General features: G+C 40.0%; 25 protein-coding genes and 1 pseudogene. 2 read left to right on the top strand and 24 right to left on the bottom strand.

All coding sequences use genetic code 11. The features are described 5' to 3' along the window. Positions 1-114 precede the first annotated feature (114 nt). Positions 115-774 (top strand): TetR/AcrR family transcriptional regulator, encoded by a 660-nt coding sequence (locus ACFRAM_RS02805; RefSeq protein ID WP_379464431.1) that lies wholly within the window; start codon positions 115-117, stop codon positions 772-774. Between the two features lie 360 nt (positions 775-1,134). Here the strand turns inward: ACFRAM_RS02805 and ACFRAM_RS02810 are convergent, their stop codons facing one another. From ACFRAM_RS02810 to ACFRAM_RS02820, 3 genes are all read right to left on the bottom strand, one after another. Next, a complete protein-coding gene (locus tag ACFRAM_RS02810) occupies positions 1,135-1,998 on the bottom strand; it encodes a hypothetical protein (RefSeq protein ID WP_379464432.1) in 864 nt (287 codons plus the stop codon). Between the two features lie 211 nt (positions 1,999-2,209). Beyond that, entirely contained in the window at positions 2,210-4,150 is a 1,941-nt protein-coding gene (locus ACFRAM_RS02815; protein WP_379464433.1) for a hypothetical protein, read from the bottom strand. Positions 4,151-4,773: 623 nt separating this feature from the next. Further along, entirely contained in the window at positions 4,774-5,109 is a 336-nt protein-coding gene (locus tag ACFRAM_RS02820) for a low molecular weight protein tyrosine phosphatase family protein (protein WP_379464742.1), read from the bottom strand. A gap of 122 nt (positions 5,110-5,231) precedes the next feature. On the opposite strand from ACFRAM_RS02820, the gene ACFRAM_RS02825 reads away from it, so the two are divergent. Beyond that, a complete protein-coding gene (locus tag ACFRAM_RS02825) occupies positions 5,232-6,272 on the top strand; it encodes a cupin domain-containing protein (protein ID WP_379464434.1) in 1,041 nt (346 codons plus the stop codon). A gap of 233 nt (positions 6,273-6,505) precedes the next feature. On the opposite strand, the gene yidC is transcribed toward ACFRAM_RS02825, so the two are convergent. From yidC to ACFRAM_RS02930, 21 genes and pseudogenes are all read right to left on the bottom strand, one after another. Next, positions 6,506-7,348 carry a membrane protein insertase YidC gene (gene yidC / locus ACFRAM_RS02830; protein ID WP_379464435.1) on the bottom strand — a complete coding sequence of 281 codons (843 nt, stop codon included), beginning with the start codon at positions 7,346-7,348 and terminating at the stop codon, positions 6,506-6,508. A gap of 406 nt (positions 7,349-7,754) precedes the next feature. Continuing rightward, a complete protein-coding gene (locus ACFRAM_RS02835; protein ID WP_379464436.1) occupies positions 7,755-8,936 on the bottom strand; it encodes an MFS transporter in 1,182 nt (393 codons plus the stop codon). Between the two features lie 186 nt (positions 8,937-9,122). Further along, complete coding sequence (locus ACFRAM_RS02840) at positions 9,123-9,695, bottom strand: TetR/AcrR family transcriptional regulator (RefSeq protein ID WP_066362376.1); 573 nt, start codon at positions 9,693-9,695, stop codon at positions 9,123-9,125. A 59-nt stretch (positions 9,696-9,754) separates the two neighbouring features. Continuing rightward, positions 9,755-10,063, bottom strand: coding sequence for a putative quinol monooxygenase (locus ACFRAM_RS02845; RefSeq protein WP_379464437.1), 309 nt, complete (start codon positions 10,061-10,063; stop codon positions 9,755-9,757). A 1-nt stretch (position 10,064) separates the two neighbouring features. Next, the gene (locus ACFRAM_RS02850) at positions 10,065-11,063 is read right to left on the bottom strand and encodes a helix-turn-helix transcriptional regulator (protein ID WP_379464438.1); all 999 of its coding nucleotides are present in this window, start codon (positions 11,061-11,063) and stop codon (positions 10,065-10,067) included. Between the two features lie 75 nt (positions 11,064-11,138). Further along, positions 11,139-11,636, bottom strand: coding sequence for a DinB family protein (locus ACFRAM_RS02855; RefSeq protein WP_379464439.1), 498 nt, complete (start codon positions 11,634-11,636; stop codon positions 11,139-11,141). Between the two features lie 311 nt (positions 11,637-11,947). Continuing rightward, positions 11,948-12,721: an SPL family radical SAM protein gene (locus ACFRAM_RS02860; protein WP_379464440.1), complete on the bottom strand. Its 774-nt coding sequence runs from the start codon at positions 12,719-12,721 to the stop codon at positions 11,948-11,950. Between the two features lie 170 nt (positions 12,722-12,891). Further along, positions 12,892-14,172, bottom strand: coding sequence for a sensor histidine kinase (locus ACFRAM_RS02865; protein ID WP_379464441.1), 1,281 nt, complete (start codon positions 14,170-14,172; stop codon positions 12,892-12,894). Then, on the bottom strand, positions 14,169-14,843 hold the full coding sequence (locus tag ACFRAM_RS02870; protein ID WP_379464442.1) for a response regulator transcription factor: 675 nt from the start codon (positions 14,841-14,843) through the stop codon (positions 14,169-14,171). The genes ACFRAM_RS02865 and ACFRAM_RS02870 overlap by 4 nt, the downstream gene beginning before the upstream one ends. 274 nt (positions 14,844-15,117) lie before the next feature. Further along, on the bottom strand, positions 15,118-15,894 hold the full coding sequence (locus ACFRAM_RS02875) for an ABC transporter ATP-binding protein (protein WP_379464443.1): 777 nt from the start codon (positions 15,892-15,894) through the stop codon (positions 15,118-15,120). A gap of 45 nt (positions 15,895-15,939) precedes the next feature. Continuing rightward, on the bottom strand, positions 15,940-18,279 hold the full coding sequence (locus ACFRAM_RS02880; protein ID WP_379464444.1) for an ABC transporter permease: 2,340 nt from the start codon (positions 18,277-18,279) through the stop codon (positions 15,940-15,942). Positions 18,280-18,432: 153 nt separating this feature from the next. Then, entirely contained in the window at positions 18,433-18,894 is a 462-nt protein-coding gene (locus ACFRAM_RS02885) for an OsmC family protein (RefSeq protein ID WP_379464445.1), read from the bottom strand. Between the two features lie 173 nt (positions 18,895-19,067). Beyond that, the gene (locus ACFRAM_RS02890; protein ID WP_379464446.1) at positions 19,068-19,595 is read right to left on the bottom strand and encodes a DUF3267 domain-containing protein; all 528 of its coding nucleotides are present in this window, start codon (positions 19,593-19,595) and stop codon (positions 19,068-19,070) included. Between the two features lie 53 nt (positions 19,596-19,648). Next, positions 19,649-20,064: pseudogene (locus ACFRAM_RS02895) on the bottom strand (NUDIX hydrolase). A 141-nt stretch (positions 20,065-20,205) separates the two neighbouring features. Further along, entirely contained in the window at positions 20,206-21,762 is a 1,557-nt protein-coding gene (locus ACFRAM_RS02900; protein WP_175372579.1) for an ABC-F family ATP-binding cassette domain-containing protein, read from the bottom strand. 169 nt (positions 21,763-21,931) lie between these two features. Further along, positions 21,932-22,159: a helix-turn-helix domain-containing protein gene (locus tag ACFRAM_RS02905; protein ID WP_175372578.1), complete on the bottom strand. Its 228-nt coding sequence runs from the start codon at positions 22,157-22,159 to the stop codon at positions 21,932-21,934. Between the two features lie 10 nt (positions 22,160-22,169). Then, on the bottom strand, positions 22,170-22,652 hold the full coding sequence (locus ACFRAM_RS02910) for a DUF2975 domain-containing protein (protein ID WP_379464447.1): 483 nt from the start codon (positions 22,650-22,652) through the stop codon (positions 22,170-22,172). 188 nt (positions 22,653-22,840) lie between these two features. Then, on the bottom strand, positions 22,841-23,362 hold the full coding sequence (locus tag ACFRAM_RS02915) for a GNAT family N-acetyltransferase (protein ID WP_379464448.1): 522 nt from the start codon (positions 23,360-23,362) through the stop codon (positions 22,841-22,843). After that, entirely contained in the window at positions 23,359-23,604 is a 246-nt protein-coding gene (locus ACFRAM_RS02920) for a hypothetical protein (protein ID WP_379464449.1), read from the bottom strand. Before ACFRAM_RS02920 ends, ACFRAM_RS02915 begins: the two co-directional genes overlap by 4 nt. Positions 23,605-23,791: 187 nt before the next feature. After that, positions 23,792-24,313 carry a hypothetical protein gene (locus tag ACFRAM_RS02925; protein ID WP_379464450.1) on the bottom strand — a complete coding sequence of 174 codons (522 nt, stop codon included), beginning with the start codon at positions 24,311-24,313 and terminating at the stop codon, positions 23,792-23,794. Between the two features lie 216 nt (positions 24,314-24,529). Then, on the bottom strand, positions 24,530-25,096 hold the full coding sequence (locus ACFRAM_RS02930; protein WP_379464743.1) for a cyclase family protein: 567 nt from the start codon (positions 25,094-25,096) through the stop codon (positions 24,530-24,532). Between the last annotated feature and the right edge of the window lie 118 nt (positions 25,097-25,214).

A 25,214-nucleotide genomic window follows, 5' to 3' on the forward strand; every position in this document is an offset into this window, starting at 1 on the left:
CCAAAGTAAACAAAAAGTATTTATTTTGTCTATTTTGTATTTCGTGTATTTCTCGTATTTAATGCTGTATAATAAAGTGACAAGGTTTGAGAGATTGGAGTTGAATCCAGCACAATGAGTACACAAGTGGAACCAAGGGTGAAGCTGCTCAAGAAACTAATAAATTCCGTAATGAAGGATGGATTCCAGCATTTGCGGATGGATGACATTGCCAAGCACATGGATGTAAGCAGAGCTACGATGTACAAATATTTCTCGTCTAAAGAGGAAGTTATAGCGGGTGTCGTGCAAGTTTTTGTGGATTATATTGAAAGGCTCGCAGACCGCAACCCCGAGGATGATGAGCGTTCATTCGGGATCTGGTTCCAAAAGCTGTTCGATCAGACCGTAGCGCTTGTAGGTAAAATCACAGACATTTTCCTCAAGGATCTTCAGACGATATACCCGGAACTGTACGATCAACTAAGAGCCGTTCTGAGCAGACGCGAGCAGCAGGCCCTCATCTTCTACCGCGAAGGAAAAGAAAAAGGCATCTTCAATCCCATTAATGAGCGGCTGATCCTGCTCCAGGATGATCTGCTGCTGCGTGAAATCATCAATGTGAAGTATCTGCTGCAAAATCAAATCTCCATCGAGCAGGTATTATACGATTACTACAACCTCAAGAAAATACAGCTATTCAAAGCAGATAAGCTCGACATCGTGGATGATTCGTTGATTGAGCCTGTCATTCAACATGTGGTGGATAAGTTTAATCGGGCGTTGTCTTGTTAGTGGGATTGAGGGATAATGATGGTAAAGATGCGAATTAGGATTGTTTATATGGGAAAAGAAAAAGTTGACTTCGCTTATGACGAGGTCAACTTTTTTTGTGCATAATGATATTTACTTCATTTACATGATAATAAACTAAAGCAGATATATGTTTTCAAGCAAGATACTTTTGAGTTGTCATGGGCACAAGCTCTTTTCGGTAGAGTTTTGATAAATTTGTGTTTAAGGTTCGTTACCCAAATGAGAAATTAAAGAAAATTTAAGTTACTAGACCTTCATTGTAATAACGTCAAAATCCTCATCATAAACAATCTTATAATATAGTTTAAAGAAACATTCTCGAATAGGGATTGCTGTTCTCTATGCCTTATTATCACCCGGAGCTTTGTAGTTATGATAATGTTTCAGTATCAATTTATTCATCATTAACGAATAGAATAATAGCCAATTTAAACTACTGATGGAATTTACCGACGTAGTAGAGACCCTTCCGCAAACTCCCAAGTTTACTGAATTGTCAATATCAAATGCAAATGCACCTAAGCTAGTTGATATAAATGAAGAGTGTACTACTGATGAATATTCCTTGAATATAGAACTTCTAATTTTTGATATTTCTTCAGTTACTTCCAGTGGTAATCCTATTTCCTTTTCTATACTACTTAAGTGAGAATTGATTTTCTTTGGCCTAAAGTTCTTATACCAAACATTATCAGCTTCATCATTATTTTTAGCACTTTTATAAATGAGATTCAGTTCCTTTTTTGAAAAAGTAATTGACGTTGTAAAAATAATCTCTGCGAGAATTCTAATTAAAGCTCTAGCAGAATTATCGAGACCAGATTCAATCAATTTCACAACAGATAAAGCATGATTTGTTATGTTAACAAGTTGTGATTGTAACACAAAATTCGGATCTGAACTTTTTTCCAAAAACCAGTTTTGATCGATTGGATTTTTACAATTTTCTTGAAATACAGCAATACTGAGATAGCTTAAAGACGCGATGCCCGTATATGATAATATTAAATCATCACTGAAATTATCATAAATGGTTTTATGGGTTTTTTCACTTACTGAAGAGATATAAAAAATAGTATTTAGAATTTCATCTGTTGGAATCATAAGCTCTCTATGTTTATCAAATTCTTGAATTTCGATATTATGTTGTTTTACTAGAGATTTGATATAGTCTTTAACTTCTTTATTAATTTTTGGTTTCAATTCAACATCTTCCAATCTTTTTAGATTAGATGATATTAATCCCCATAAGATCATAAAATATACTTTAGGTATCATTACTTACATTCGGTTGGAGTTTAGAATAGTAATAAAATCCGGAGTAATCTCACTATCAGGCGTAAAATCATATATACGAAGTTTATTAAAACTAAGAAAATAATAAATTTGTATGTCAGACCTTAGACTCATTGTTTCATACATAATTCTTTATTTCGTCAGCTGTACAAAAATCGTCATTTATTTTAATAAGTGCAATAATAAATAATCTTAAAAATATTAAATAATTCTGATTGTGTATCCTTTCGTCCTCTCCACTATTAGGTTGTGTGTGACTATATCGGTTCCTTAAATCTAATCCATTATTGAATTGTGATTTGTTGAGAATATAGTTTATGTAGTTATGTTCTGGTCTAGTGAAAAGAGAGCTCTCATATTCGACCACGTTCTTATTTTTTAATTCGTCTATTAAGAGCCTTCCTTTATTAGAATATTTCCAATAAACTACTACGTCGTTCCTATACAAATCATAAAGAATCACAATAAGATGATTATCATAAAAAACTATAATCTCTTCTTCATTTATCAAAAGATAGTTTTGTTCAATAAGCCATCTGATTTTTGAAAGATTATAGTCTGGAATTTCGCCTATTTTCAGTTCTCTTTTTAACAATAATTCATAGAAATTGCTATAGGATTCTTCTGTCTTATCATAATAGCCTAAACCACTTTGATCTGAAAAAAGTAAAAAGATTACTGTTTTAAACTCCTCTCCAAACCCATATACAAACTTTTTATCTACTAATGATGGAATACTTTTATAAATGAGATGTTCGGAACGTATCTCAAGTAATTCAAAATCAATATGTCCATCTTCAACAAATAGAGTAAATTGCTTTAGAACTGATTCCAAGGCCGGCATTATACTAGTGCATTTTTCTAGATAGGTTGAATTTGCAGAAGGCAAAGTTACTTTAAAGTTTCGGGCATCGAACTCCATTGAAAGATATTCTTCAAAGAACCATTCGATCACTGCCTCTAGTCTTATATTGTTCCTAAGAAGTTGTTCATAATAAGCAGCCATTTGGAGCATTGAAAGGGAATTTTTCTGCTCAAATGCAAAACTCATATCATATGCATTCTGGGAAGTTGTTAATAAAAATCTTTCAAAAACACCCATTTCACTAGTTTTATTAACAAATGTACATCGCATTTGCATATCTACAAATTCGAATAAATAAATAAAATTATTTAGCAAAGTCGCGTAATCAAAATTATTATCAACCCATTTTGTACTATAGGTTGCAGATATTGAATTCTCTTCACTACTCATAATGACTTCTTCATCTTGTAGTGCAGAAAAACTCACACTCGTTTCCATTTGTATACCAGAATTCTCTTCAAAAAATTTCCGTTCCTGTTCCTCTGCTTTTCTTTTTGCTCTCAATATGGTTTTCGGTGAAATTCCTAACTTATCCTTACTACTTTGAATATTGGCAATAAGTCGCAGATAATTCAAATTAGGATCTTTACTATCTATATAATTAGAAATAATAATCTCTTTGTCTGAATAGCTTAATTCTTCAGGGAAATATATTGGCTCTCTTTCTCTTTTATGTTTTATTTCATATTTATCTAGAAGTATTTGAACAGTTGAAGTATCAATAAGCATCTTTTCTCTGATAATTCTTCCATAGTAGTCTGTTATATTTTTGCACTTTAATAGTTCATGCAATGTTACTTTAGATATATCCATGAACTTTTGAAAAGACTCTTCAGTAATGTTTACATACACCTTTAATTTATCAAAAAGTTCCCAAAAATCATTTCTGTAGTTAAACTCGACTTCGCTATAAATGCTTATCAGACTGTTGCTATCAATTGACTTAACAAACTTAGCAACAGCCGCAAAATATTTGTTAACCGCCGTCCTTAAATTTCCAACAATCTCCTCTGTCCAATCTATAAAATAGATTTTATTATCTAAATACTTTTTAGCATTATACAGTTCAATCATATCGTTAATATCTATTCCTACCCTTGAACCCACATCGTATTGATCAATTAGGGTTTTACATCTCCTAAGATTACTCCCATACATAAGGTCATTGCTAGAATAATATTTCACTCTGTTCATTATCTTCTCTCCTTTTGCATAACGCTTTATCCGCATAGTTCGTGAAGATACCAACTATATATTTAAATAGATCCGGAGTACTGTAACTAATATTACTAATTATGCTGTATGGTGGGATGATGTTTCACGCTCACTGAAACCTATCTAAAAAAACTACTACTAAAACTATGGCAGAAGCTCTTATCTAAATGCTTCGCACATTTTAAAATCTACATAGAGTTCGCAAATCTTATTATATGTCGCTTTACTATTGGACCTTTTCTAGGACAGGGGATCACACCTAATTTTATTCTTTAATAAATTAATCCAAATATAATATTTATAATGAAAGATTGGAATACATTTTTAACTCGGAGGTGCTAAGTCGTGTTCCCCAAAAACCTGGATTCTGTCGAGGAAGAAATCTCAAAAAAACGAATAGAAGAAACACAAATAGAACTACTAGATAAACCATAGAAAGGTGTTCTTGGGCAACTGACCAATACACTGTTAGCAGGTGTTTTTGTTGTTCGTGTATTACTTTTATTTTTATGGATAATGGATACAATCAGATATTAGAATTGAGCTGAGTCATTATATGCTGAGGCTCAATTTTATTTTTTTTATGTGGAAAACAATTAACTCTACTTCCCATCAGCCTCTTCTATATATTCATATACTCTCGATTTCAAAATCTCTATCAATTCCTCATCCATAAATCGATATTCATCTGGTATATCAAGACAGAATAATTCTTTATTTTTCAATTTGTCTGAAAATTTCTCCTGAAGCCTTCTCTTATGCTTCTTTTCCATCACAAAAATTACATCGGACCATCCAATGTGTCCTTCAGTAACCTTAACTCGTGCACCTTCTTCAGTACCAGCAGATCGAACCTCATAGCCGTTTATTCCATCGAAAATCTTCTCAGCTGTTAAGCTGCGCCACTTATTACGGCTGCAAATAAAGAGTAATTTCATACCTTTCACCTATCCTTTTGTGTCCCCTGCTCTGAATCGTCCCCCTAAGATCTGGGTAATAATAACGCTATATCAATCTATTTACATGAATACCCACTTCGAAATGAGGAGCGTCAATCACCATGACATCTTTCAAATACCGACTTGAGCAAAAAAAACCTCACACAGGCACGGGCGGCGTTACACGCGGAGCTTCAGTTCGGGATTTCCCCGCTTCCATAGGCCTTGCCGGTGTATCTATGCGGCTGGAACCGGGAGGTATGCGTGAACTTCACTGGCATGCTAATGCGGCAGAATGGGCTTATGTCATCAGCGGGTCCTGTCGTACGACAGTCATCCATCCTGATGGACACGCATATACCGATACGTTTGAGCCAGGAGATGTTTGGTACTTCCCGCGTGGTTATGGCCATTCCATTCAGGGACTGGGTCCAGAAGAATGTCACTTTATTCTGATTTTTGATAACGGAGATTTCTCGGAGGAACATACTTTTAGCATCACGGATTTCTTAACCCAAACACCAGACAATATTGTAGCTCAGAATCTTGGTATTACGGAAGAACGGGCTGCTCAGCTTCCTCAGGGAGAATCGTATTTTGTTAAAGGTCCTGTCCCGAATGACAGCTCCTCGGACGGAACATATCGCCGCAATTCAGAGCTGACGTCAACGCACCGTTATCCCTTGAGTGCAAAGCAGCCCCGCCGTGCGCCAGGAGGTGGAACGCAGCGTACGGTAACGGTCGAAGATTTTCCCATCTCATCCACAATGTCGGGGTCACTGATCGAATTGCAGCCGGGTGCACTGCGGGAGATGCATTGGCACCCCAATGCGGATGAATGGCAGTATTATATCAGCGGACAAGCTGAAATGACTGTATTTCTAGCGGAAGGTAATTCGGTAACAGAGCAGTTTGAGGCAGGAGACGTCGGTTATGCCCCTATGGGTGCAGGGCACTATATCAAAAATACGGGTGATGAAGTCTGCCGCGTATTAATTGGATTCAACAATGCTCACTACGAAGCCATTGATCTGAGCGAATGGCTTGCGGGCAACCCTGTTGACCTGCTGTCTACAAATCTTGAAATGTCCAGGGAAGAAGCAGAGAAACTTTCGAACGACACTCTTTTCATTGCTCCAGATCAGAAAAAAAATCGGTCATAGTCAACCTTAGTTCTCCCTCATCCCACTCATTATCTTGGAAAAATGGCGGCTGACGATCATATTGAGCTGTGAATCGATTTTGTTTGTCAGTACCATCACACTCTTGCTTATGCTTCATACACAGAGCGTGCTTTTATGTTCCCCGTTAACGAGCTGCCAACATAAAAAACAGAGCATCTGAGGTCGCGCCTCAGATGCCTTGTATTTAGTATTGTTTTATAACTGGTTGTATTTTATAAATCTTCTACACCGGTGGGTAGGTTTTTACTCGCTACATTTGGCTTCGTGTACATTTTATTGATTATAATCGTTTGCACGATAATGAATATACCGCCAACCGCCCAATATAATGGCAACGCGGCGGGCATCCCAAAAGAAAATACACCCATCATTATCGGCGACAATAATCCGATGAAAGCCATTTGGTTATTTTGATTTTGCTGATACTCCGCTGAAATGGATTGAGACACGCGGAACTGAACGTAATACACCACAGCGGCAATAAGCGGCAAAATCATATCTGTTTTCCCCAAACTAAACCACAGAAAATCGTGAGCTGCAATCTCTGGGGTACGACGAATGGCGTAGTAAAATGCGAGGGTGATCGGCCATTGGATAAGCATCGGTAAACACCCCATGTTTAGGGGATTAAATTGATGCTTCTGGTAGAGCTCCATCGTCTCGACTTGCTGTTGTTTTTTTGCATCCGCACTGGCGTCATTCTTATACTTCTCCTTAAGTGCATTTAACTCCGGCTGGAGAACGGCCATCTTTTCTTTCATGTCCATTTGTTTCTTGGTTTGATTCATCATGAGCGGCATGATCGCAAGTCTGATGATGAAAGTCATCAGCACGATCGATAATCCGTAGTCTCCGTGAAATGTATTCGCGAAAAATTTGATCAAGAGCGAAAATGGATAAATAAAAAAGTGGTTAAATATCCCTGGTGAATCGGCATTAATCGTGTTTGATTGGGATGCTGGCGAACACCCGCTAAGCATAATGATCGGAATAACCCCAATCAACATGACGAGAATGGGCTTCGCCCATTTTTGGAGCAACAAAATATTTTTCATCGTAGTCCTCCCTAATTGAAAGTATGGAATATCAATGTGGGGAAGGACCATTGTCTTCTTCATCAGGTGCTTCTCTTCGTCTGGCGATACGTACTATCCACCGCTGAACGCTGCTCTGTTGCGATATTCTGACAGCTAAAAACCAAGTTGAACCTGCTGCAGCAATTTCATGACCCCAGTGTATCTTTTGTAAAGAAAAATAGGTGAATGGAAGTAATACTATGGAAGAGATGAGAGCGATCGAGAATACCAATTGAACCAAGTCATAAAAATGCTCCAGTCAAGTTCACCTCCGCATGAGCCATATTGGAAAAATTTAATTAATGATTATACGTTAGAACAACTGTGTGGTTTCACTAACCTGTCTGTTAACTTAAAACCTTTTTAAGAAAATTATTACAAGTACTCATACACCCTGATCAAGCACACCTGATGCTTCTTTCTTTCCCATTACTATAGAAATCACTGCAAATACAGTTGCAAGTATGACGACTAAACCACCAACCCAGCCGATCGACGACAAGGTTAACCGCTCTACAACCACTCCGCCCAGAGCTGCACCCAGAGCAACACCAAGGTGGAAGGCGGATGAGTTCAAGCTCAGTATAATCTCGGTTGATTTAGGAGCCAAAGTTACCAGATAGAACTGTTGTGCAGGAGCAGTTGTCCAAGCCCCAAGCATCCAGAGTGCAAGAATAAACAGGGCACCTATAAAAGTAACCGCAGCGAACGGGAGGAAAAACAAAGCAATCGCGTGAATCAACAGACTGACAATCAGCGTAGGGGCAATTCCCCATTTATCAGCGCCATTGCCGCCAACACGCGCTCCAAGAACAGCCATTAAACCCATGCCGAGTAAGACGAGACTAATTGTATTGCTATTGAGGCCAGCATTTTCGCGTAGTAACGGCGCAATGTATGTGGAAACAACGGAGTAACCGGTAATAAAGAACAAGGACGCTAATAAACCGCTAATTACTTTAAAATCTTTGAGAACAGCCAATTGCTTGGATAAAGGAATCGTTTCTTGTCCTGTCATTTTAGGTATCGCTTTTACAATTGCAATAATAGGAATGATGGTGATCATTCCAAGAATTGCGAAGATCCAGCGCCACCCCATATATTCACCGATTAAGGTTCCTAAAGGAAGGCCGACAACTAGTGCAAGACTCGTACCCATCAAGATCGTGCCAATCGCACTTCCTCTTTTCTCTGGAGGCGCAATTTGTGCGGCAATCCCCAAAGCCACTACCGCGAATACCCCTGCGCTCACACCCAAGATAGCCCGCGATATCATCAATACAGTAAAGTTAGGGCTCAGGACAGCGATGACATTACCGATAATGAAGATAAGAAGTGCTATGAACAGCAGTTTTTTCCGATCTACTTTTGAAGTGAGCGCGATTAGAATTGGCGTACCTACTGCGTAGGCTATAGAATACATGGCAACCAATTGTCCAGCCAAGCCAATAGAGACATTTATATCCGTGGCAACCATGTCCAGAATACCTGTAATAATTGATTCGGCCGTACCGACCACGGTTGCGCCTAATGCAAGCAAGTAAATAATCCATTTGTAGTTTTTCATGAGAGCATTGTTCCCCTTTGTTTGTCGAATCTATTAATTTTATTGTTTGAAATGATTGAGAATCAGGGCCTGGAAAATTCGATTGTAAAAATGAAAATCACCCCCTTAATTTTATCGAACGATCGATCAAAATACTGCAAAAAATATATCGAACGATCGATCAATTTCTTCAAAAAAAAGAGCTGATTATACTTTTATAGCATCCCAGCTCATTTGAATCATTTTCTCAATGTTTATTGAACTGAACTCATAGGCCCCATTTAAATACTCTTTTCCCATTTCGACAAAAGGTAAACAGGAGTAGGTAACCAATAAATTCGTTTCTAAATCCTTAAAATAACCTTCTTTAATTCCCCTCTCAAACAAAGGGTACATCGGCTTGAACACACCACCATTTTGATCCTTACAGTTATTACGTATAAAGGGTGAGTCGATAAACTGCTCCATTAACAAAAAGCTGTCCTTATGATTTAAGATATAATTTGAATAGTTTCGCAGAATGTGCTCGAACCCCTCTTTTACGGGCGTACTCTCTGTTACACCATGAAACATGAGCTGGTGCATTTGATCCTTGAGCAGAAAATACAATTTGATCAGCATATCCTCTTTGCTTTCAAAATAAAAATAAATGATCGAAGAAGAGATATTCGCTCTTTTAGCAATTTTTGAGATGGATACTTCAGAAAGGCCACTTTCATTGATAAGTTCGATCGTAGCCTGATAAATAAGGTTCACTTTGTTTTCGGATTTATTTTTCATACTCAAAATATAATCGAACGATCGATCAATGTCAATAAACGATTTGGAGTCATCAAAAGTTATAGACCCAATCCCTTACCACCGACAGGCCGAAGTCGAACCGGCTCGACGGCTGCGATTAAAGGCTTCGCGCGCTGAATAATGGTAAGTACTTCTTCGTTCTTGAGAGAGTCGGCATGCGCCGCAGTATCGCGCCACAGCTCGGTCACCCAAATCACATCAGGATCATCTACGGATTCATTAATAATATAGAGCTCGCAGCTCTCCATATTATTGAGACTCCGGGAAGCCTCAAGCAATATAGAGAGTAGCTCCTCACGCTTCCCAGGATGTGCTGTCATTTTACCGAGTATGGTAAACTTGTTCATTTTATTCTTCGTCCTTCCCAATCATCTTTTTTTGCATTGCCTCATAGTGCTTGAACATCTCCAGACTGACTTCCATCATTCGATCGATCAGCATCGGCGGCTCAAGGATCTCAATGGACCGCCCGAACGGCAGAAAAAAGTACGGCACGTATGTCTTTAGCGACTGCTCCTCTAGCTGAAAGAGAACTTCGCCGGGCTGCTTGCGTTCGAGTATTGAATGTCCAAATAACCAGTGCTTGCATATCTCGTTTAGTGCGTGTTCGTGTCCCTGGATCCTTACGATGACTTGCATCTCTGCTTCCAGCGGATTGGGAAGTAAAGAACGCAAGAGAAAATCCTTCGGGGAAAAGGCCGCCGGACGCTCAAAGTTGAGATTAGCTTCTTCCAATTGAAGAATGCGATCTACCCGAAAGCTGCGAATCTCGCCCCTCAAACGACAAAATCCGACAACGTACCAATTTCCTTTCCAATGCACAATCCCGTAGGGATCGAGAACTCGATTGCTGGAAGACAGATCGACTCCTTTGGCGTATTCCATCTTCAACGACTCCCCATGGGCCGCTGCCTCTTCCAAGGATTGAAGCAGCTCAAGCTCTCTACCTTCCGCGGGTGTCTGGATAACTGCAAGCCCCATACTATGTCTATTTATCCTTTCGAGCTGCTCTTCATTGGTGTACCGTTTCAGTTTATCGACTGCACGTGCAAGCGCATCTGTGAACGGATAGCCCGCTTCTTGGGCGAAGACGGATGCATGCACGAGCGCTATCTGCTCTTCGGAATCGAAGAGCAGCGGGGAATCAATGAACTCGCCAAGTAGCCGGTAACCTCCGTTTGGACCGGAATCGGCAATAATCGGGACTCCGCTCGCGCATAATGAATCAATGCACCGGTATACGGTCCGTACATGTATCTCCAATTCGTCCGCGAGTTGTTGTGCCGTTACCCGCTTCCCCGAACGAAGCAGCCATAGGATCGATAGCATATTATCTGCTTTGGACATGCCATTCTTCACTCCCTAAGACTTTCTTGAAAAAGCATTCATCTGCTATTTCTAATAGCTCCATTGTATAGGAAATTAGACTAGGGGAGCTATCCCTTTCTCGATCCAATGATCATAAGTCGGGCCGTAGACATCAGGCAATTGAAGACCCGCCTGGCGCATAAGCACAGTCATCTGTCCGCGATGGTGCGCTTGATGCATCATCGTGAACCGAAGAGAACCTCCGTTCAACCAAGCTTCTTGGTGAATGATAACCGATTCGTGCAACGTTTCGTCCTTCCACTGTGTTCGAACAGCATTCAAAAGTTCGTTACTGATCCGCCGATACTCTGAGGCTATAAACGCTGTAGAAGCCGGGGCCATTTCGCCACCGGTGGGAGCATCAAACACAAGACCCAAGGATGTCATAAAATGCAGTGAAGTAACCAGATGCCAAGCGATTTGCCCAAGGGTCCGCCTGCCTTCGATGACCTCATGACCAAGAGAGTCATCCGTAAGCGCATCTAGTACACTGGCGGTTATTTCCGCCTCGTTTTTCCACTCTACCGCAAACTCTTCAATTCTAGTAAACATATCTATTCCTCCATCTCATTATTGGCTTTAAGCTCTACAAGCATACAAAACAATCACTGACAGTTACGGTCAGTGATTGCTGTTTTTAATTTCTTAATTAATAAAAACATGTTTTATTGGATCTTTACATGAGGTAAAGTGGATGAGAAAATTAAACGGACTTAAAGTTTATGAAATCCAAAGTACATATATCATAAAGAAACTAAGATTAAAGAGACCGCGAAGAATTTGAAAAAGATGAAGTTGTTGAGTACCAAGTAAAAATTGAAGAAAACGAAGTAATGATTGAAAAAAAAGGATAATGCGGCTCTTTACTCAAAAACAAACTTCACTCGCTGATCCCCACTCCACTTTTCTCTCACCTGATCATAGTAAATATCAGCATCATTATAGATGATGTCTTGATATTGGTTAGCCAGCTCCGGATGGTGATTATGGATGAAGCTTTCCACGGTCATCGCAGGCTTGGTGTCTTTTTTTAATCTGACCCTATCCAGGAATACCGGTATGTCCTTATCTAAAGCATTCATCATTAACTCCACATTAGTGATTCCAGGCAAAATCGGAGTAATAAATGCCCAGACACGAATTCCCATTCGATGTAACTCGTTTGCTGTCTGTATATTACTTAATAGCGTATAGTCATCTATTTTCTTCAATTGCTGGAGATTCGATAGCCCTAAGAGCAGAGTGAACTTGTCACCCATCGCTTTTATTACATCGAGGTCTCTATAAATCAGCTTGGATCCAGACTTCGTTGTCACCATACACTTTACGTTTAGCTTGCCTAATTCGATCAGACATTTTCTGGTTAATTGATATTTCCGGTCAATCTCCATATAGGGATCACATCTGCTCCCCAGATACACCGTATCTTCTTTATTCCAGTTCTTCAGCTCAGCGTGGAGAATATCAGCAATATTGAGTTTAACCTTTAAATCAACATTCCACTCTTCATCTTCTAACTGGAAACAGTATGGACAGCCAATGGTACATCCATCATAAGGATCAATAATCGGCACCGTTCCCCCGTCAGGCGGAAATTCATATGTCATTGCATCGCTGACAAGTATTTCTTTAAGCATTTCCCCATCCTCCTCAATCCATTTATAGGAAAATGGTACATCTATTCCCGAAAAAAATATAGACTTATATTATCCGATTTGTTATGATGTTGAATAAGGTCTTTGTAAAAACACCTATACAAATTACACATCCCTGGATCATTAGATCCAGGGATTTTTGTTATCTTCTTTTACATCTTAATCACTAACACAATCGCCATACCCTCTTCCGTAGCTTCTGCAAAAATATCGCCGCCCATCTTCCGCAGCAGTTGTCTGCAAATGTAGAGACCTAGGCCATTTCCCTCCTGATTACTGGCATTAGAGCCTCTCCAGAAGCTGGTGAACATATGCGGCAGCTCATTAGGTGAAATCGGTAGCCCCGAATTCTCAATTCGCACTAGCTGACGGTAGTCTTCCTCCAGGAAAGATATAGAAATATCATTTCCATCCCCATACTTAATGGCGTTGTCAATAATCGTATCGACAATTTCCACAAACCGGTCAAAGTCTCCTTGTAGCAGCTTATCCCCGAAGGGAGCGATGTCAAATTGGATCTTAAGTAAATCCAGTCTTTCTGCATTATTCGCCTTTATGGTCTGTACCCACTTCGATAAATAAAACTCCCCTTGTTGTACATTGAATTCACTTAATGAAGAGACAGAAGTAGTCATCAGTTCAGCGATCAGTTTTTCGATATGTATGGCTTTTTGTTCAATCATTCTGGCACAGTCGCTCCGCTTCTCCTCGCTCTCGTACAAGTTATCATAGAGCGCAGTAGCATATAGCTTAATTGCAGAGACTGGAGTTTTAATCTCATGTGACAGGGAGGCGATAAGGGTCTGCCTATCCTTTTCTAGCCGGTAATTCATTTGTTTTTGGGAACGGAGTGTTTCTCGAAGCAAATTAAGTCCCCAAATAAACCTGCCAAAGAAACGGCTTTTATGTTCTTTTAAAGCTTGATTCAAGTTACCCTTCGAGAGTTCCAGCGGCAGATCTTCAATCGTATGAAAGGGGCTAATAATTTGTCTTTGGATAAAGAGCAGCAGTAGTACAAGACACACCAGTACGATCCCGAGGAAAATATTCACCATAATAATCGTCGACCATCTCGAATCCGGTTCATGGTAGATAAATCTCAAATAACCTGTAACATGGCCGTTATCATAGGTTGGCTTGATAATAAAGCTGCTGCCGCCGGGAATCCCTGCCCCATTAAAGAATTGTTCGATTGGCTCATACTCGGCGTCACCAACTAACCATTCAATCTTACGAATCAGCCCCTCTTGCGGAAGGCTAATATCACTCAGAGATTCACCGGATTGCACTGTACTATAGAGACGATTAGCCTCTATGATGTATGGTTTATTGTTATTTCTAGCTCCGCTTTGATAAGCAATAATACTGAACAGGACCATCACTCCGATTCCAGCCACAACCACCCATACAATGAGCCGATTAAAAAACTTCATATATACTTATACCCTACCCCCCACACCGTGAGAATACGGTTAGTCTGCTTGGGATTGCTTTCGATTTTGTCGCGCAATTTATTAATATGAACAGTAAGAGTTGACAGCTCGCTAAAGCTATCAACTCCCCATACCTTATCAAACAACCATTCTTTACGAAGCACTTTCCCCTTATTATTCAGCAGCAGTACCAATAGCTCATATTCTTTGGCTGCCATAACCAGTGGCTGGTCCTTAACATACACTTGCATGGATGTTTTGTTGATCGTAATATCACCATCGATTAGCAGTTGCTTGTTCTCATTCATTTCGTAGCTGCGCCGCAGATGTGATTTGACTTTGGCCGTTAGCAAATTCACTGTAAACGGTTTCTCCAGATAGTCATCCGCACCAAGATCAAGACCAATAATCTTATTATCATCGCCCTGCCTTGCACTCATCATAATAATCGGAAGGTTGTGCCTTTCACGGAGCGTTCTGCATACGGCTAATCCATCCAGCTCAGGCAGCATAATGTCTAATAACAACAGCTTAACTGTATGCTGACTGAGATATTGGAGTCCCTCTTCACCACTGGATGATACAAAGACCGAGAACCCTTCGTTCTCTAGAAAATCTGAAATAATCATGGCAAGCTCGACGTTATCTTCAATAATAAGAATATCCACCACATGTCTCACACCCTACGTCTGATCTAATAATTGTCTAAATGAACTTAAGCCACTAACACAAGGATCGGCGTCATTCCGGTGAAGCTTGGACTTTCGGTCGCTGTTGTGCCCAGATTTCTTCTTTATAAACCGCCTCTAGCGGTTGAAATCTGGAGAGCTTACTCTTCCGATGCGAGCTTTCCTGTGGAAAGCTTTTAGGCGATCGCTAACGCTCCTACAGTTCCAACCTTCCCCTCCAATCCTTCTCCCTTTTTGTTTATTTCTTTTGTTCGTCTTACCAGCCCATGTCCATCAGCCAGTCCGTCAAGCTTCGCTCACGTTCCTTTAGACTGTGTTCACCGCTGAATTTGTCCAGAGCCAGTTCACCCTGAATGTTGCCATCCACCATATACAATACTTTATTGCTCTGCGCAGCAACTTTAATATCATGGGTCACAATCATAATTGTTGTGCCATCCTCATTAATGCGACAGAGCTCTGTCATCACTTCCTGCGCCGATTTGGAATTAAGTGCGCCTGTAGGTTCATCTGCGAACAGCATTTTAGGTTTATTAATCAAGGCCCGGCAGATACACGCTCTTTGCAGCTGCCCGCCTGACACTTCTGTAATATCATGTGAAGAAATCTCTACAATGCCAAGTTTCTTCATTAAATTCTCCGCGTAGGCATTAACATCACTTCGAGTTCGTGTGATCCCACTGCCCTTCAAGGCCTGATAGCCTGATAGAATTACATTATCATAAATGGATAAATTTTTCAGCATATGCATCTGTTGAAAAATAAAACCCATTTTATGAAGCCGCAGCTCTGCCATTCCTTTTTCCGAAAGCTTGGAAAGACTGTCTCCGTCAAACCATACCTCGCCAGCTGTTAAACGATCCATACCGCTAACCGTGTACAATAGTGTCGATTTCCCAGAGCCGGATGGCCCCATGATAGAGACAAACTCCCCTTGCTGCAAGGTGAAACTTATATTTTTTAAAACATTATTCTGCTGCTTGTTCACAATATAGGTTTTGCATAGATCTTTCACTTCCAATACGGTAGTCATTCCTTCATTCCTCCTAGACAAGATAATCAATGCGACTTGCACGCTTTATTCCGCATGGATATTCCATACTTGAATTCTCTTCACATTATTGCAGCTGACATATACCGCAAGCAGCACAACAATGAGGATAAGCAGTGGACATAGAACATAAACCTGCAACGGAATAATGATAAACTTCATCTGAGTAACACCGAACATTCTAAACAACTTAGAGATCAGTCCTTCTCCCAGCACATTGGCCACAAATACACCGATAACAATAGAGGCTAGAAGTAAAATCAGAATGCGCAGCATCTGCCACAACTTAATATCTCCGTTACTAAAGCCAAGGCTTTTCATAATAGCGATTCCTTGAATCTCTTTGGTCATCAACAGTCTTACGAACAGAACGGTAATAAAAAAAGTAATCAGGCTGACGATAACAATAAGCACAACGATAATCAGCTTCAGCTGTCCTACAAATCCTCCCGTTGTGTCGCCTATGATATCCATAGCACTTTTGAATCCCATATCCCCAAATTGTTGTTGCATCTTCTCTATGATTTGCGGCTTTTCCTTATCACTAGCATGAATATTTCCATTCAGTTGATAACCTGCAGCAGTCAGTGGCTTATAATCATCTGCTAACTTGACCATATAGCCTTGATTCGTAATCGTCTGAATAATACCCGAGATTAGAAAACTCTGTTCCTTGCCATCCATCTCAAATTTGATGTTGTCGCCAATATGCTTGTTATATTTATCAGCAATAATACTTGTTATCGCAATTTCGTTAGCGAGCTTAGGTGCGACGCCCTCCAGGTATGGATAACGCTCCGAAGGAAGTTCTGTCTTCATCCCCATCAAGCGGAAGCTATCCTTGCCATCATCCGATACATATTTCGTATTGAGCGTATAATCCACAGATAAAGTGACATCAAAGTGGTGATCACGAAGCTTCTGCTCCAGCTTATGCATATCATTTTGAATATCCTTTATCGGTCGGGTTGAAGCCTCACCTTTGGTATAGAAATCGGCTTCGGTTACACCGAGATAAGTAATAAATTTGGGTGTAACAATCGTATTGGCCAGATTAATGGGAATGAGGATGATGGCTGTACTTAATACAAATGTGCAAATTAAAGTCGTATAGCCTTTTAAACCGTTCAACACATCACTTATCGCTAGAAACAACGGTGCGGGCAGCGACTTTCGCTTATGCAAATTGATTTTCCGGGAAGCTCTAAAGGTCTCACCATTATGGCCGTGCCGAATGGCATCAATCGCTGAAGCTTTATTGATCTTGACCATACACAAAGAACAGAACAGCAGCGTCATAGCTACGAGAACGACTGTACTAGCCACCGCAATCATGATATTGGCTACACCGCTAGGAACAATAATGTAGTCAGATACTTTTACAGACATCATGTTCGTTAAGGGCACACTGATCCCAAGACCAACCGCACCACTAATGATCGATATACCTAAGTACTTCGTCAGATACAATTTACGGATGCTTCCATCTGCAAACCCAATTGCTTTCATCACGCCAATCTCCTTGTAATCTCTCTGGATGGAGGAGATAATCGTGAACCGTAGTGTCAAGAAGGCAATAAACATCAGGAAGAGACTAACAACAAACAGGATTGCTGCACTAATCTGGTCCGTCATGAAGGACATCTTAACGAGTTCTTTATTAATTTCAAAAGTGCTATATATATTGGATTTTGAAAGAGAGGCTGTAATATCACCTTGCCCGATGATGCTCCAGAATTTGAGTAGCTGTTCTTGAGGCAGGTTCTGTTTGACAAGATCAAAATCTTGCTGCGAAACCAAAAGCCTCTTAAATGTGAATAATTCAGATCCCATCAAGGCATCTTTGAAAAAAGTTGCAATCACAAATGTATGACGTACCCCTTCTATATCAAAAGAAAGCTCGTCACCAAGTTTCAAGCCTGTTTTATTCTTAATACTGACAGGTAGGCCGACCTCCCCAGATTGAAGGGTAAATCGCTCATTCTCCCCATTGAAGACAAGATTTACATCTTCAGGTACAGTGCTAAGCAGTAAAATCGTATTCCCAGATATCTTCTTTCGCTCTTTAGGCTCAATAATGTCACTTCCGGCCAGTTGAACTAATGTTGTGCTATACCTGGCCTGAATTCCTTTTTCCCCCTCCGCCCACTTCTCAATCTGCGCATTATTCTCCGTCGTATTAGGGATTAGGATATTACAATCCGCGATTTTGGAGTCCCTGATAAAACTGCTCACTGCCGTGGTCGTAGAGTACATAAAGTTACTGCTGCTGGCCAGGAGCATGGCTGCCAAAGTGATCAATACAAACAACACGATGTTCATTGCGTTTTTGATTTTTAGGTCTCGCTTTAATATTTTGAAAAACACGTGATGTCTCCTTTCGTAATGGATTGATCACAGTATAGAGTATAAATTATTAACAAATCCTAAAGTGCCGAAAGGATTAGCAATATGGCTCCAATAAAAAAGCTCCTGCCGGCAAAGCGGCAAGAACTCAATGTTTCAATATTAGGTTACTGATCATTCCACTGGTAAATCCCCTGCTGTTTCAATAACAGGCTGTGTCTCGATAGTGACATTACCCGCCACCGCTCTGGAGATCATACAAGACTCTTCTGCCTTATGCGCCAGCAGCTCTGCCTTACTCCGTTCAGCCTCTGTTGCATCACTTTTAAGCACAATCCGTGGCTTGTGCACGATCCGTTCGTACGTAAACACGTTATTGGTTACATCTACAATCGCTTCTGACTCCAGTGTCAGATCCTGTGGTGTAATATCCGCACGCTCAAGCATCGCTGCCAGGGTAATCAGATAACAAGTTGACGCTGCTCCCAACAGCATTTCGTCAGGATTAGTACCTGTTCCAGGGCCACCCATCTCCTGCGGAATCGAAATGATTGTTTTTAAACCGCCTGCATCGATATGTCCTTCACTATTACGTCCACCATTCCATACTGCTTTAAGATGAAAAGGATGTTTCAACTCACTCATTCCTTTCGATACTGATTGTCGTTCATACCATAATACCATAGTGCTTCAGAAGGCAGAATATCTGGTCAGCACAAAAAGAGGAAGCCTGAACTCCCCCCTCCCCTAGAAAAATTCACGTATAAATTTCCCTAAAGAGATGTTATCTATTCTACACTACTGAAACGCTACACTCGGTAGTAGCCTCTGCAAAATTCAGATGTATTAGGTTTAATAAGGATTAGAATTGAATTTACAATATCTGATGAAGAGATAACCAGATTGAACCAACTGATAAATAAAATGAGCGACTTGATCTCACCGTATAGAAAGAGCGAAGTAATCGCTGGAATGATGGTTAATGCGATAAACGGCAAGCTCATAAAGATCCAAAATCGCTTTTTGGACAAAATCGCGTTCGTATTAAGCCAAAAGAATATCCCTCTAAACGTTAAACTAATATCACCCTTACTATTAATCACAAAAATATGTATGATTTCATGGATTATAAACACTAAAATAATGATTAGGATAAGCGGCAAATGGGTGATAGATGTAAACCTTTCCCCGAACCACTCCGGTGCTAGAAAAAAAATAACCATTAACAGATAGACTAATTTCATATAATGGGTTCGGAAGAAATCATTTTTAATGAACGGTTTCCATTCTGAAACATCCAAGCTTTTTTCTGGTAAATGGCGAAACCATAATATCATAATTGTACCCGCCCTAGTTTTAATTCATCCTCAAAAATAAATGCGCTTACATTTTACTCGCTGCCCTGATTGAGATACGTAATTCCATTACCTTCAATTAGTATCCTAAGACCATCTTTGTAATACGGCATTAATTCTTCAGCCTTTTCAATATCGATCCAGGCAATCGTTGAGATTTCTTCAGGTCTTACAATTTCTTCATTTCCACCAATGATTTCAGCCCTGAACGTAAAAAATAGAGCATGTTCATTTTGCTCCTCAAATTTGCATTCATTTAAGGCGACTAATCCATATATTTTAATATCTAATCTTCTTTCGCTTCTCTGATTGCTGCTTGCTCTAAAGTTTCAATGAGCTCTACGCCGCCTCCTGGAAGTGACCAACTATCTCGATCCAGATTATGTACCATAAGCACTTTGGATTTAGCTTGATCCGTTATTAGAACGTAAGTGACATCGATTCTTCGCAATGATTAACCACCTTTCTGTTATGTAGCTATACATGTAACAACGCACTATTTGTAATATTATACTATTAATTGGAATGGTGTGAAATGCATTAATTGAGACATAAAAAAGGCTGCCTCTATGAGACAGCCCTTTGTTGCGATTTAGAATACTTTTGTCGTCCACGATTCACAGTTCCACGTTTCCGTCACGATATCTTGGTAAAACTCAGGTTCGTGGGAAATCAGCAAAATGCTGCCCTTATACGCTTGAAGTGCACGCTTCAACTCGTCTTTCGCATCCACATCCAAGTGGTTGGTAGGCTCATCGAATACGAGCAGGTTCGACTCGCGATTAATCAGCTTGCACAAGCGGACTTTAGCTTTCTCGCCGCCGCTTAGGACCGCTATCTTGCTCTCAATATGATTGGTCGTCAGACCACATTTGGCCAGAGCCGCCCGAATTTCAAACTGTGTGAAGGACGGGAACTCGTTCCAAATCTCTTCAATACAGGTGTTGTAGTTCGCTTCCTTTATTTCCTGCTCGAAATAACCAATGTCTAGAAGGTCACCAAGCTTGGCGGAACCTGAAATCGCTGGAATTTGGCCGAGAATGCTGCGCAGCAGCGTAGTTTTACCGATTCCGTTCGAACCGACAAGCGCGATTTTTTGTCCACGCTCCATGCTCAGGTTCAAAGGTCTGGACAGCGGTGAGTCGTAGCCGATTACGAGATCCTTTGTTTCAAAAATCATCTTGCCCGAAGTGCGTCCGGACTTGAAGTTGAATTGCGGCTTCGGTTTCTCCTTGGAGAGTTCGATAACATCCATCTTATCCAGCTTCTTCTGCCGGGACATCGCCATATTCCGGGTAGCTACACTGGCTTTGTTCCGCGCAACGAAGTCCTTCAAGTCCGCAATTTCCTGCTGCTGGCGTTTAAAAGCAGATTCAAGCTGTTGCTTTTTCGCCTCATATACTTGCTGGAAGTAATCGTAATCCCCCACATAACGCGACAACGTCTGATTCTCCATATGATAGATCAGGTTAATAACGCTGTTCAGGAACGGAATATCATGGGAAATCAGGATGAAGGCATTTTCGTATTCCTGCAAATACCGCTTCAGCCATACGATGTGCTGCTCGTCAAGATAGTTCGTAGGCTCGTCAAGCAGCAGAATGTCCGGTTTCTCCAGCAGCAGCTTGGCTAGCAGCACCTTGGTCCGTTGACCACCACTGAGATCATGGACGTCCTTGTCCAAACCGATGTCTGTAAGTCCCAGCCCACGAGCCGTTTCATCGATTTTGGCGTCGATCATATAAAAATCCTGGTTCGTTAACGTATCCTGAATCGTTCCGACATCTTCCAGCAGCTGTTCCAGTTCCTCCGGGGTCACGTCGCCCATTCTGCCGTACATGTCGTTCATCTCTTGCTCCATATCGAATAGATATTGGAACGCCCCGCGCAGAACGTCGCGCATAGTCTGTCCTTTTGTAAGCACAGCGTGCTGATCCAAATAGCCCGACCGCATACGTCTGGCCCATTCGACTTTACCTTCGTCCGGCTGAAGTTTGCCTGTGATAATGTTCATGAAGGTGGATTTACCTTCCCCATTGGCACCAATCAGACCGATATGCTCGCCCTTCAGCAGGCGGAAAGATACATCTGTGAAAATTGCACGATCTCCAAACCCGTGACTTAGTTTTTCTACATTTAATATGCTCATGAATTAACACCTTTTCCTTTATACAGTATACTCGTCATATTATAAAGGTTATAGCGTCGCAACTCCATACAGATATTAAAAATTAAACAAAGAACCTGTACATTTTTACGTACAAGTCCATGGATCCCAGCATTTATTGGCGGTTTATCTTAATAATCCGTACAGCTCTTTAACCGATATTGGTGGAATCTTCGTCATTTTTATATTCTAAAATATCGCCAGGCTGGCACTCTAAGGCTTTACAAATCGCTTCTAACGTGGATAATCGAATCGCTTTTGCCTTTCCGTTTTTCAATATAGAGAGGTTAGCCATCGTGATTCCTACCCTCTCCGAAAGTTCGGTTACGCTCATTTTTCTCTTCGCCAACATCACATCAACATTGATTATAATTGCCATTGTTTTCACCTCAGACTGTCAAATCGTTTTCAGATTTTATAGCTATTGCCTCTTTTAAAAGCCTTTGGAGAACAGCAGCAAACACAGCAATCACCATCGAGGCAAAAATTATGATTCCTCCAATCGCTGGCACCCCCGGGGGATCCACTTTCTGCGCGATAAGATAGAACAGCGGCAAGCTAAGCACATACAAACCACTGATTGTGATTGCACAATATTTTATTTTGTTTAACACGCTTACGGATAACTCAGAGAACGCTTCATTCTTGTCAATATAACCTAATAGCTTCAAAGCTTGATACAGCGCAATGTAAAAAGGGATCGCCGATCCATAAAAAACGATAAAGAAAAGATATTTAATATAAGCCATATCCGGATACAGCTCAGCTGCAAAATTCCCGAACTTAGGCAGCAAAAAGATGCACAAAGCAAGAACTGGAATTGCAATTAGAATCACCGCTGCCTTTAAAAAAAGTGTTGTTCCACGTTTCATACAAAGCCCCTCACTTATCATTGAATTTATTTAGACTTTAACATGCAATTTATCGTTTTACAATAAATAATTTCTGATATTAGATATATTATTGTTGTTAAAGACAAAAAAATAAAGACAACCCTGTAAGGTTGCCTTTAGAAATATTATGAGTTGAGCGTTCTCCAGCCTAAGCAGATACTTAGAAACTAAAACTTATAGTACCAAAAAATCGCCTTTTCATTAGCTGTAGAGAAATTAGAGTAGAGCATACTATCCACTCCGCCGATGATAAAATTGTTTCTTGCATAAAAATCACAAGCTGACACATTAATATCTTGCGTTTCAAGCATAAGACCCATCAGATTATTTTGCTTTGCCCACTCTTTAGATTTTTCTAATAACTTGGTTCCAATCCCTTGATGCCGCCATGCCTTGGATACCCCAATATCCTCAACAAGAGCATATCCGTTCCAATTAGCATAAAGTCTAATCCGTCCAACGCAGATATCACCATCATAATATAAAAAAACGGCTTTTTCTGTATCTTCAATATAAGATATGTCGATCTCATCATTCTCATATTGCTTCAAGTATGGTTCAGAAAATATCTCTTTCGTGTAACTCCAATTTCCATGTTCATACTTAGGAAGCACTCGCCCTGAAACCATGAAATTCTCGTTCGAGTTGTTATAATCACTTATATTTGAGTGCGTCATTTTTTTAATCATTGCTCTTTACTTTTGATCGTAAAGCTGCGGACTTTCATCCATTTGCCCCCAACCATCTCATCGATGGTTCCCTTCTTCGTTCTGACGCAAAATTTATGCTGAGTTCCTCGGTCAAAACCCGTTGCCTCATACAACAAATCATCGCCGTTTTGTCCTTTAAAATAAACCTGCTTCAAACCGAGCCTGTTTAACAACTCAAGCTTTACACTTTCAATATACATGCGCGAATATTCCTTTGACATTCTGTTCCTCCTGGTGGTATTTTCCTTATTCTTCTATATTTATGTAATAAAGTGCTTCGAGCTTATGTATGTCATTCACTCAAACATGGTCTAAAGTATATCATTAATTATAATTATTATAATCGATAATTACATTTTACCTAATTATAAGACAACAAAGGAATAATAACCCGAGTAGAATACTAATTCATTTAGTTCGCCTGTTTATCTCTTCAATTATTCCCCTGTATCGTTCTATATCAGATTGAAATTCCAAGCCATTTATAGCCATTATTTTTTTGAGTTCCTCTAATTTTTGTATTAACTCTTCTGAAAAATTAATTAGTTGTCCCCATGAGAAAACAAATTTATTAATAGTCTTTATGGATCGATCCAAAAAAGGTGAATGCTCAGTTAACCAAGACACGTGTTCAACCTCATGGATGACTTCAACATAGTACCCTCCACAACCAAATATGCCGCAAGTACATGTGAACATAGGATACTTTCCCGGACAAAGTAATGATTGGAAAAATTCGTTTACAACGAACACTTCATCTTGATCCAATTTCTCTCCATTTATATATAATGCAATCCTCCAATCTACAATAGGAACCATTCTTCCTTTGTGTCTTGTTATATTTTTATATTCTTTTCTTATATCTACTTCCAAATCAAGAGATAATATATCTTGGTTCTTTTCATTATCTTTCTTTGAAAAAAACTTCATATTTCACCCCATAATTTTTTTGGATATTATAACTAGCGCATTATTCAGAGAGTTCATGATAGCAATTTTCAACGGAATTATTGCTACGCCCTCATCTATTATCATTATGTATCTCCTTTCCCCTGACAGACAACCTATATTGACAGTAACTTGTTGTCATAGGTATTCATAGTGTTTCGTTAGCTTAAGCGACGCAGTTGGAATGATCTGTTATATCTAGGCCAACAAAATAGGACGAATAGGAGATCCAGAACCATTTTTGATCTTCAATGGAAGTGCCATAAAAACCCCAATTGCAGGAGCTTGGCTCATTCTACTGAATCCCTCCATAATTAAAATGTTGTTCGGCAAAAAATATTCAACATGTCCAGGAGCACTTAGAATTTTCCCATCTAACATGCAAATATCTACACCTGGGGTATCTGCCCCAATTGCTTTAATTCCTGCCTCACTAAAATATTTGCATACTTCGTTGGTTAGACCTGGTTCATTTTTACCCCACCATTCTCTTTCACTACCGCTACTATCCGGCTTGTAATATTTGTCCCACCCAAAATCAATTAGGACAATATCACCCGCTTGAAGGGAGAATTCATCACGCTTCTCAATTTCTTTAATGATTTGCAATTCAACTGGTTTACCTGCCTCAGGAGCAAAGGACGAAAGATCGTATTTCTTATATGGACCCATTAAACAATCGACGGGCAGTTGATCAATCGTTGCTTGTTCTCCATGACAATGGACTGGGGCATCAACATGAGAGCCCGTATGCTCTGAAATAATTAAGGTTTGTGCATAATAACCATGGTGGCAAAAGTTGCATTCTCCACAATTCCGAGTGAGGGATGATTATGAAATCCAGGCATGTTAGTTTCGAATGTCGGGGAAATATCATAGGCTC

It is taken from the genome of Paenibacillus sp. NPDC056722, from assembly GCF_042790635.1.
In the GTDB taxonomy this organism is placed as follows: Bacteria; Bacillota; Bacilli; order Paenibacillales; family Paenibacillaceae; genus Paenibacillus_AQ; species Paenibacillus_AQ agri.